Below are 9,465 nucleotides of genomic sequence, written 5' to 3'. Positions count from 1 at the left end.
GAACACGTAGGTGTAGAACACCACCGTGTCCGAATCGTCGTTGCGCGAAAGCTGCTTGATCTGGATTGCCACGATGGCACTGATCACTGCCGCGAGCAGCGCAATCAGCAGTCCCGGGCTGAAGGTGGACGAGCCCGGGCGCAGGATTACCAGCACCCCGATAAATCCGGCTGCCACTGCCAGCCAGCGGCGCATGCGCACCTGTTCGTGCAGCCAGATCACGGCCAGCACGGTGACGAACAACGGCGTGGAATAGGAGAGCGAAATTGCCTGCGACAACGGCAGATGGCCGATCGCCCAGAACCCGCACAGCATCGAGGCCAGGCCAATCAGCGTGCGTGCGAAATAGTGCGGCAACTGACGGGTGCGCGGCAGCGTCTTGCCGGGGCCAATGAGCAGCGGCAGCAGCGCCAGCAGGCCGAATGCATTGCGGAAGAACGCGATCTCGGTGGTGGCGACGGTCTTGGATGCCAGCCGGATGGTGATGGCCATCAGACCGAAGGCGAGCGTGCTGATCAGCATCCAGGCAGCGGCGCGCATGGACGCCGAGGGTGCAGTCACCAATGCGCTCCGATGATGCGGGGTTCCGGCTCCAGGATCACCGAGTAGCGCTCGCGCACCGATTCGGCGATGCGTCGCGCAACGTCCAGCAGCTGTGCGCCGGTTGCGCTGCCGTAATTGACCAGCACCAAGGCATGCGCCGGCGACACGCCGGCGTCGCCTTCGCGCTGGCCCTTCCAGCCGCACTGTTCGATCAACCAGGCGGCCGACAACTTGCCCTGGCCAGGCTGCTGACCCGGATACACCGGCATGTCGGCGAAGGTGGCCTGCAACGCGGCAATCTGTTCGCTCGGCAGCAGCGGATTCTTGAAGAAGCTGCCGGCATTGCCGAGCACGTCCGGGTCCGGCAATTTGCGGCGGCGGATGTTGATCACCGCCTGCGCCACATCGGCCGCGCCCGCCAGCTCGGCGCCCATGCTGGCCAGCTCCTCGCGGATGCCGGCGTAGTCCAGCCGCAGCTCGTGCAGCAGCGGCAGATTGAATTCCACCGCCACGATCAGGTAACGCTCGGGCTGCTGCTTGAACACGCTGTCGCGGTAGTCGAACGCGCAGTCCGCTGCCTCCAGCCGCACGAACTGCTGGCTGTGCTGGTCGAAGGCTTCCACCACCTGGATGAAGTCGCCCACCTGCGCGCCATAGGCGCCGATGTTCTGGATCGGGCAGGCGCCGACGGTGCCGGGAATCAGCGCCAGATTCTCCAGCCCCGATAGCCCCTGCTGCAGCGAATACAGCACCAGCGCATGCCAGTTCACGCCGGCACCGGCGCGGACGATGGCGTGGTCGGCGTGGTGCGCAATGATCGCAATGTCGCGGTTCTCGAAACACAGCACGCAGCCGGGCGGGTCGCCGGCCAGCAACACATTGCTGCCGCTGCCCAGCACCAGCAGCGGTCCGCCCGCGATCTGCGGCGCTGCCAGCGCCTGCGGCAAGGCTTCGGGCGTGTGGATGCGCAGCAGCCAGCGCGCGGAGGCATCGACGTGAAAGGTGTTGAGTGCACGCAATGGCGCGTGTTCGCTCAACTGCCAGCCCGGTTGCACAGCCTCGTTCATAACGGCGACACCGCACCGCCGCTCGGCGCTTCGCGGCGGCGACGGATGGCGTCCACGCATTCGCCGATCAACGGCGGCCCGCGATACACCAGGCCGCTGTAGCACTGCACCAGGCTCGCACCGGCGGCCATCTTGGCCACCGCGTCGGCGCCGGAGCTGATGCCACCCACGCCGATCAGCGGGATCGACTCGGGCAGCCGCGCGCGCAGGCGGCGCAGCACTAGGGTGGATTGCCCCAGCAATGGCGCGCCCGACAAACCGCCGGCTTCGGCGGCCAGCGGGTGATTGGCGATCAAGGTGCGGGTCACCGTGGTGTTGGTGGCAATCACGCCATCCACGGCCAGATCGGCCAACACGCGTGCGGCGGCGTCGATGTCGCGATCGTTGAGGTCCGGCGCCACCTTCACCAGCATCGGTACCCGCTTGCTGTGCTGGCCGGCGAGCGCTTCCTGGGTCTCGCGCAGGTCGGCGATCAAGCGGCGCAGCGATTGTTCTTCCTGCAGCTCGCGCAGGCCGGCGGTATTGGGTGAAGAGATGTTGACGGTGATGTAGTCGGCCAGCGGATACACGCGCTCCATGCAGTAGCGGTAGTCGCTGGTGGCCTCCTCGTTGGGCGTGTCCTTGTTCTTGCCGATGTTGATGCCCAGCAGGCCACCGCGCCGCCGCGCGCGCTGCACATTGGCCACCAGCGCATCCACGCCCAGGTTGTTGAAGCCCATGCGGTTGATCACCGCCTGGTACTCGGGCAACCGGAACATGCGCGGCTTCGGGTTGCCCTCCTGCGGGCGCGGGGTCACCGTGCCGATCTCGACAAAACCAAACCCCAACGCCAGCAGGGCGTCGATGTGCTCGCCATTCTTGTCCAGCCCGGCGCCCAGTCCGACCGGGTTGGGGAACATCAGGCCGAACGCAGGGGTCGGCAGCGGCACCGGGCGCTTGGCCAGCAGCGACGTGGTGCCGGTGCGGTAGGCGGTATCGATGGAGCGCAGCGCCAGCGCGTGGGCGCGCTCGGCATCGAGGGAAAACAGGAAGGGGCGGGCAAGCGAATACATGCGGGTCAGTTCAAACTCCCGGCAAAAATGCGGGTCTCGTAATGGAAGTCGATCAGTCCGTCGCGGGCGTGCGCATCGAACAGGGCGCGCAACGCGGCCTGCATCGGCGCGTGGCGCAGGTCGTGTGCCAGCGGCGCATACGAAGACGACAGCAACCGGCCGCGCAGCGCATCGAAGTCCAGCCGCTGCACATTGGGAAAGCGCGCCATCGCGCGAAACCCGTCGCCGAACCAGGCCTGCATGGTGGCATCGTCCTGGTAGCGCTCGGCCACGGCCGAATAATCGGTGCCGTACTCCAGCAGCAGCTGCTCGTAGCCGCGCAGGAACGCGGTGCTGTCCAGTTCGCGCGAATTCCAGTACACCGCCGCCAGGCCGCCCGGCTGCAGGATGCGTGCCCATTCGCGGCGCACTGCCTGCGTGTCGAACCAGTGGAAGGCCTGCGCCGCCGACACCAGACCCACGCTGGCATCGGCCAGGCCGGTAGCTTCGGCAGTGCCGTCGGTGGCCCGGAAGGCCGGAAACTCCGCCAGCCATTGCTGGGCGGCCGCGCGCATGGCCGGGTTCGGCTCCACCGCATTGACCGCGTAGCCGGCTTCAAGAAACAGGCGGCTGGAAATGCCGGTGCCGGCGCCGATGTCGGCCACCGGCGTGGCGGGGGTGACGCCCAGGTCGTCATGCAGCCAACGCAACACCTGCGGCGGGTAGCTAGGCCGGTAGCGCACGTAAGCGGCTACACGGTCGTTGAAGCGCTGGGCAGAGGAGGGCGCAGCCATGCTCAACTGCTGGAGGCCGCCAGCCACGCCATGCCACCGAAGAACAGGATGAAGATGACGATGCCGACCAGCCACATCGCCACCGCCAGCCAGCCAAGAATCAGCCCGCCGATGGCCAGCCCGTCGCCTTCCAGGCCTTGCGGATTGCGCCGGATTTCGGCGCGCGCCAGATGGCCGGTGATGATGGCGCAGATGCTGCCGAGGAAGGGGATCAGCGTCCAGCCGAGAATGCCTGCGACCAGGCTGACGATGGCCATGGCGCTGGTCTGTCGAACGACAACGTTCATCATGAACTCCGTGAGAGTGAGCCGGCAGCCGGTCTCTGGTGACGCGATTATCCCAGAGCGGCCGCCGAAAAGGCGTGCCGTGTGCGGTGGGAACCCCTGTGCGGCCGGTCATTGGCCCGTCCTGACGTGCCGAAGAGCAGGCAGGGCCGCCGCGGTGCCTTGCCAGGCCAGGGCGTGTCGGAGCAGGGCAGCCAGCCGCCTGCATTGCCGCGACGCTGTTGTCAGTGGCGTGTCCGGCGTCGCCGCAGATGCCGAGCAGCCTGCGGCTGCGCCCACATCGCTGCGTCGCAAGCGCGCCGGACCACTGCCGGCGCACCTTGCCGCATCGATCAGAGATCGAACTTGATGCCTTGCGCCAGCGGCAGCGAATCGGAGTAGTTGATGGTGTTGGTCTGGCGACGCATGTAGACCTTCCACGCGTCCGAGCCGGATTCGCGGCCACCGCCGGTGTCCTTCTCGCCGCCGAAGGCGCCACCGATCTCCGCACCCGAGGTGCCGATGTTGACGTTGGCGATGCCGCAATCGCTGCCCGCAGCGGACAGGAACTTCTCGGCCGCTTTGAGGTTCTGGGTGAAGATCGATGACGACAGTCCCTGCGGCACACCGTTCTGCAGATCGATCGCCTCGTCCAGCGTGCTGTACTTCATCACATACAGGATCGGGGCGAAGGTCTCGTGCTGCACCACCGCGTCGCTGTTCTGCAGCCCGGTGACGATCGCCGGCAGCACGAAGTTGCCCGGGCGATCGATCGCCGTACCACCCACTTCCACCGTGCCGCCAGCGGCCTTGGCCTTGGCGATCGAGTCGAGGAACTGCGCAACGGCGCCCTGGCTGTTCAGCGGGCCCATCAGGTTCGCCGGGTCGGTGGGGTCGCCGATCTTGCTGTCGAGCTGCTTGTACGCCTTGACCAAAGTGGCCAGCACGTTGTCGTAGATGGATTCGTGCACGATCAGCCGGCGCGTGGTGGTGCAGCGCTGCCCGGCCGTGCCGACTGCGCCGAACACGATGCCCGGGATGGCCAGCTTCAGGTCGGCGGTTTCATCCAGGATGATCGCGTTATTGCCGCCCAGCTCCAGCAGGCAGCGGCCCAGGCGATGGGCGACCTTTTCGGCGACCACGCGGCCGATCTGGGTCGAACCGGTGAAGCTGATCAGCGGCACGCGCCGGTCTTCGACCAGCGTCTGCGACAGCGCCGTGCCGGCATCGTTGATCAGGAAGAAGATGTCCGGGAAGCCGGCGTCCTTCAACGCCGCATTGCAGATCTTCATCGTCGCGATCGCGGTCAGCGGCGTCTTGTTGGACGGCTTCCAGATGCAGATATCGCCGCAGATCGCCGCAAGGAACGCATTCCACGCCCACACCGCCACCGGGAAGTTGAACGCGCTGATGATGCCCACCAGCCCCAGCGGCTGGTACTGCTCATACATGCGGTGGCCGGGACGCTCCGAATGCATGGTGTAGCCATAGAGCATGCGGCTCTGGCCCACGGCGAAGTCGGCGATGTCGATCATCTCCTGCACTTCGCCATCGCCTTCCGGCTTGCTCTTGCCCATCTCCAACGCCACCAGCGAGCCCAGTGCGTCCTTGTGCGCACGCAGCGCCTCGCCACACAGGCGCACCGCCTCACCGCGACGCGGGGCCGGCGTGGTCCGCCACAGCTTGAAGGCCGCCTGCGCGCGCTGGATGATCAGCTCGTAATCGTCCGGCGTGGTCGCCCGTACATCGGCGATGACGGCGTTGGTCGTCGGATTGAGCGGTTGCAGTACGCCCGCGCCGGTGGCCGACGACCAGGTCGCCTCGCCGAGGTAAGTGCCGGAATTGGACGCGGCGAGGTCGAGCGCCTTGAGCAGGTCAGCGGACATGGAATCTCCTGGAGTCGGGACGGTCGCCCGGCGGCCAAGGCCAGCCAGCGACATGGGTAGCCGCCGATTTTAGCAGGCTCCACCCGCCGCCCGCCGGCTTGGCAAGCCGGCTGAACATGCGACAATGCCGCCCTTGGCCCCGTAGCTCAGCTGGATAGAGCGTCCCCCTGCTAGGAAGAGGGGAAATTGTAGGGTTGCCGCTATCTTGTTTAACCCTTTGTTTAATAAGGCATGAGGCCGTCCGTTCCGCGAATGCGATGCAGGCCTAGGCATCCCAACTTGGGTGTCGCTCTTGGATTGGAGAGTCGCATCGCTCAGGCTCGCATCAGCCGCTACTAAACGGGCACGCATGACCCATATCTCAAGACTGCCCTGGATCTGTCTGATGCACTTTGTGTGTCCCTCAGTTCCTTGGTCGCCGAGTCTGATCAACTTGGTCAGATCATCGAGCTGGTGCGCCAGCTGCCCGAGGGGCAGCAGGATGAGCTGGCGAAACACTTGTTGGCACTCGCCGCTTCGCCTCCTTCGAAAGCCGAAAAAGAGTAGGCCCAACAACCTAGACGGCGGACAAGCTCTCGCTCGGGGAGCAGCGAAGGACGTCGCAAAATTGCGGCTGAGCCCAGCGCAGCGGCCCGCCTAGTCCATGGTGCGAAAGGTCCCGTTGCTGTCTTGGCATGCTTCCCGTCAGACAATTTCCTACACAGATGCCAACGCCCATCCGATCTGAACGGGCGGTGTGATCCTGTAATCTTGCGAGTGGACGGTCGTTTCCAAACAAGCCAGGGATCACAGATGGAAGGCAGCGCGTCATGACCGGCAAGATCAAGCTCAGTGTCACCATCGCGCTCTTGCTCTTCGCCCTCACCGCAGGGGTCTACCTTTCGGGCCAGTTGATCTTGATGCTGTTGAAAGTGGCTGGGCCGCTTAGCGTCGGCACCTATTGGTCTTACGTCAAAGCACTCGACTTTCCGCAGTTCGCTCCCTACGCGACCAAGATCAAGCTGGCTGGCGCCTTCGGCTTCGGCGTGCCGCTCCTGGCCTGGATCGCACTACTGATCCCACTGTTCAAGCCAAAGGCCGCCGCCTTACACGGCGACGCGCGCTTTGCCTCTGGCAGTGATTTGGCCAAAAAGGACATGCTCAAACCGTCGCCGACCGGCATCGTGGTCGGCAAGCACGGTGGCAAGTTGGTGCGTCTACCTGGGCAACAGTTTGTGATCCTGGCCGCGCCCACGCGTTCGGGTAAAGGCGTGGGCATCGTCATTCCCAATCTGCTCGACTACCAAGGCTCGGTGGTGGTCCTGGATATCAAGCAGGAGAACTTCGATCTAACTTCTGGCTGGCGCAAGAGCCAGGGTCAAGAGGTCTTTTTGTTCAACCCCTTCGCGGAAGATGGGCGCACGCATCGCTGGAATCCGCTGAGCTACATCTCGCCCGATCCCGCCTTTCGTGTGTCGGATCTGATGAGTGTCGCGGCGATGCTCTACCCGGATGGCTCCGATGCCCAGAAGTTCTGGGTGAGCCAAGCCCGCAATGCCTTCATGGCCTTCACGCTTTATCTGTTCGATAGCCTGGACGATCAGATCAAGCGTAAGCATCCAAAGGAAATGTGGATGTTCCCAACCCTTGGGATGCTCTATCGCGTGTCGTCGGGAGATGGCAGCGACTTGAAGGGCTACCTCAAAAAGCTTTCTCAGCGCGACTTCCTGGGCCGCGACGCGAAGACCGCGTTTGACAACTTGCTGTCGCAGGCTGAAGAGACCTTTGCGTCGATCATGGGCACGTTCAAGGAGCCGCTCAACCAGTTCATCAATCCGATTCTCGATGCGGCAACCAGCGGCAACGACTTCCTGCTGACCGATGTGCGCAAGAAGAAGATGAGCATCTACATCGGCATCCAGCCCAACAAGCTTGCCGAAAGCCGCTTGCTGATCAACTTGCTGTTTAGTCAGCTCATCAACCTCAACACCAAAGAGCTGCCGCAGAACAACCCGGCGCTCAAACATCAATGCCTGCTGCTGATGGACGAATTCACGTCCATCGGGCGTGTCGACATCATTGCAAGCGCGGTGAGCTACATGGCTGGCTACAACATTCGCTTGCTGCCGATCATCCAGAGCATGGCGCAGCTGGACGCGACCTATGGCAAGGATGTCTCGCGCACGATCATCACCAACCATGCCTTGCAAATTGTCTATGCTCCGCGCGAGCAGCAAGACGCCAACGACTACTCCGACATGCTCGGCTACACCACGGTGCGCAAGAAGAACAAGTCGCACACCAGTGGCAAGCAAAGCAGTGTGTCCTACTCCGAGACCGAGCAGCGCCGCGCATTGATGCTGCCGCAGGAATTGAAAGCGATGGGCTTTGACAAGGAGGTCTTTCTCTATGAAGGCATCCCAAGCCCGGTGCTCTGCGAGAAGATCAAGTATTACGAAGATACCTACTTCACTAAACGGCTGCTACCAAAAGCCGAGGTGAATAAGTTATCTGCCGCCGTCTCGGGCTCATGAAATTAGCTCTTGACGAAAAATTCCAAGCCATTGCCGGGAAATTAGAATGCCATTTGTAAATGAATTTATTCCTGAGCCAGATGTTGTCAAATACAACCTAGAAGCGATCGACAGAGACTTTGTGGTCGGTGGCACCAATGCGAGAGACTGGACATTTGATCGTGATCGCGACATGTATTTGCGCAATGTCGCAAACGGTGGCGGCACTGAAATTGAAGTCAGAAATCAGACGAAATTTTCCTTCTATTGGCATGGAGAGCTTCTAACGCTGAGATTGGATTTGGTCGACGGTGGAGGCGCGCGTGGTCAGCCCGGTTGGTCCCATTGGAGACTGATGTGGATCAATGGTGGAGAGGGACTGCCTGAGCATCTCAAGGCCGATAAGGAGCAATTCATAGCTGACCTCAAAGAAGCCTTGCTTGCATACAAGGATTTTGGCGTCCATTCCAGGAACACGGACTACCACATCGTTTTTGAAGTCGATGAGGGGTGCTTGGTGTGAATGGCTCGATATCTGCCCAGGACGCAATCGATAGAATTCGTCAGAACCCTGGCGATTACCAAACACCAGAATCGCTGCGGTCGCTCGCCGCGCAGGTGGATGCAAATGCCTCAGGCAAGGTCACTGTTCTTTACAGTGGCCCGGCAGCGAAGGACATCTGGTCGACTGATGTCATTGGATCGATGATCGAATCTGGCGAAGACATCCGGGTTATCGATAAAAGCCAGGCATCGAAGTTTCTGAATTCCCGTGAGTTCTATACCGCGCTCGCCGACATCTACGAAATTTCGCCTCGTGAGCTGATAGACGGGTCTCATCGTGGGCCTGCCACAGAGTGGCTTTACCACCCCACGCAAGGTCCTTGGGCAGATGCGTCTGGACGGTTTGCAGATGCAACCGTAGGTGAGGTTCATGCCATCGTGGGCGACGCTCAGCCAAGCCGTGTCTTTGGCGAAATTGAAGTGCCTCGCATTCTTGCCAATCCAAACGTCAGCTCGATTGGGGCTTCCGCGTGAAGCGCTGGCCGGTGTGAAAGACCGGCTCGGTCAGCAAGCAGCCTTTGAGCTGATCGTGGCCCGTGCGCGTGAACACGAGGGCATGCTGCGCATCCCAGCCAGTGATGATGCGCTCCGCGAGAACAAAGTTCTGAGGCTCGACAACAGAGAGTATTTTCGCGGAACGGCCATTGAGGGAACATCAAAGGCGTTAGACCAGAGCACGCTTCCGCTCAGTCAGCGTATGAGTCCGCGACGTCCCCCCGCCCTGAGTAGCGGTCGGGTTTAGAGTCCGGGGTTGATGATATCGGTGTTTGCCAGATGTTGGGCATAAGCGGACGGCGTCATGCCGCCAATTGCTTTCTTGGGTCG

10 protein-coding genes are annotated in these 9,465 nt (G+C 62.5%); 4 read left to right on the top strand and 6 right to left on the bottom strand.

The window, feature by feature from the left end:
- From OZ10_RS17650 to amaB, 6 genes are all read right to left on the bottom strand, one after another.
- The coding region (locus OZ10_RS17650) for a DMT family transporter (protein ID WP_039566255.1) at positions 1–564 on the bottom strand (564 nt) is incomplete at its 3' end.
- Positions 558–1,610, bottom strand: a complete 1,053-nt coding sequence (gene murB, locus OZ10_RS17645; protein WP_039566252.1) for a UDP-N-acetylmuramate dehydrogenase — start codon at positions 1,608–1,610, stop codon at positions 558–560. The genes murB and OZ10_RS17650, both read right to left, overlap by 7 nt.
- Positions 1,607–2,662: a quinone-dependent dihydroorotate dehydrogenase gene (locus tag OZ10_RS17640; RefSeq protein ID WP_039404414.1), complete on the bottom strand. Its 1,056-nt coding sequence runs from the start codon at positions 2,660–2,662 to the stop codon at positions 1,607–1,609. The genes murB and OZ10_RS17640 overlap by 4 nt, the downstream gene beginning before the upstream one ends.
- A gap of 5 nt (positions 2,663–2,667) precedes the next feature.
- Positions 2,668–3,435: a class I SAM-dependent methyltransferase gene (locus OZ10_RS17635; RefSeq protein ID WP_202903036.1), complete on the bottom strand. Its 768-nt coding sequence runs from the start codon at positions 3,433–3,435 to the stop codon at positions 2,668–2,670.
- A 2-nt stretch (positions 3,436–3,437) separates the two neighbouring features.
- Positions 3,438–3,722 (bottom strand): DUF4190 domain-containing protein, encoded by a 285-nt coding sequence (locus tag OZ10_RS17630; RefSeq protein WP_039404416.1) that lies wholly within the window; start codon positions 3,720–3,722, stop codon positions 3,438–3,440.
- 329 nt (positions 3,723–4,051) lie between these two features.
- Positions 4,052–5,584 carry an L-piperidine-6-carboxylate dehydrogenase gene (gene amaB, locus OZ10_RS17625; protein ID WP_039404419.1) on the bottom strand — a complete coding sequence of 511 codons (1,533 nt, stop codon included), beginning with the start codon at positions 5,582–5,584 and terminating at the stop codon, positions 4,052–4,054.
- Positions 5,585–5,980: 396 nt separating this feature from the next.
- Here amaB and OZ10_RS22925 point away from each other — a divergent pair, with 396 nt between their 5' ends.
- The 4 genes from OZ10_RS22925 (at position 5,981) to OZ10_RS22565 (ending at position 9,114) form a co-directional block, all read left to right on the top strand.
- Positions 5,981–6,130: a hypothetical protein gene (locus tag OZ10_RS22925; protein WP_236726994.1), complete on the top strand. Its 150-nt coding sequence runs from the start codon at positions 5,981–5,983 to the stop codon at positions 6,128–6,130.
- Between the two features lie 263 nt (positions 6,131–6,393).
- Positions 6,394–8,097, top strand: coding sequence for a type IV secretory system conjugative DNA transfer family protein (locus OZ10_RS17615; protein ID WP_039566248.1), 1,704 nt, complete (start codon positions 6,394–6,396; stop codon positions 8,095–8,097).
- Positions 8,098–8,137: 40 nt separating this feature from the next.
- A complete protein-coding gene (locus OZ10_RS21630; RefSeq protein WP_081419639.1) occupies positions 8,138–8,599 on the top strand; it encodes a hypothetical protein in 462 nt (153 codons plus the stop codon).
- Positions 8,596–9,114, top strand: coding sequence for a hypothetical protein (locus tag OZ10_RS22565; protein WP_158002184.1), 519 nt, complete (start codon positions 8,596–8,598; stop codon positions 9,112–9,114). Before OZ10_RS21630 ends, OZ10_RS22565 begins: the two co-directional genes overlap by 4 nt.
- Positions 9,115–9,465: the final 351 nt, after the last annotated feature.

It is taken from the genome of Xanthomonas cannabis pv. cannabis (assembly GCF_000802365.1).
GTDB lineage: Bacteria > Pseudomonadota > Gammaproteobacteria > Xanthomonadales > Xanthomonadaceae > Xanthomonas > Xanthomonas cannabis.
This window is presented reverse-complemented; position numbering and strand designations above follow the sequence as displayed.

What these genes read in the sequence shown, in the direction of transcription:
- amaB (WP_039404419.1), bottom strand. Translation starts at nt 5,584, where the DNA reads ATGTCCGCTGACCTGCTCAAGGCGCTCGACCTCGCCGCGTCCAATTCC.
- murB (WP_039566252.1), bottom strand. Translation starts at nt 1,610, where the DNA reads ATGAACGAGGCTGTGCAACCGGGCTGGCAGTTGAGCGAACACGCGCCA.
- OZ10_RS17615 (WP_039566248.1), top strand. Translation starts at nt 6,394, where the DNA reads ATGACCGGCAAGATCAAGCTCAGTGTCACCATCGCGCTCTTGCTCTTC.
- OZ10_RS17640 (WP_039404414.1), bottom strand. Translation starts at nt 2,662, where the DNA reads ATGTATTCGCTTGCCCGCCCCTTCCTGTTTTCCCTCGATGCCGAGCGC.
- OZ10_RS17630 (WP_039404416.1), bottom strand. Translation starts at nt 3,722, where the DNA reads ATGAACGTTGTCGTTCGACAGACCAGCGCCATGGCCATCGTCAGCCTG.
- OZ10_RS17635 (WP_202903036.1), bottom strand. Translation starts at nt 3,435, where the DNA reads ATGGCTGCGCCCTCCTCTGCCCAGCGCTTCAACGACCGTGTAGCCGCT.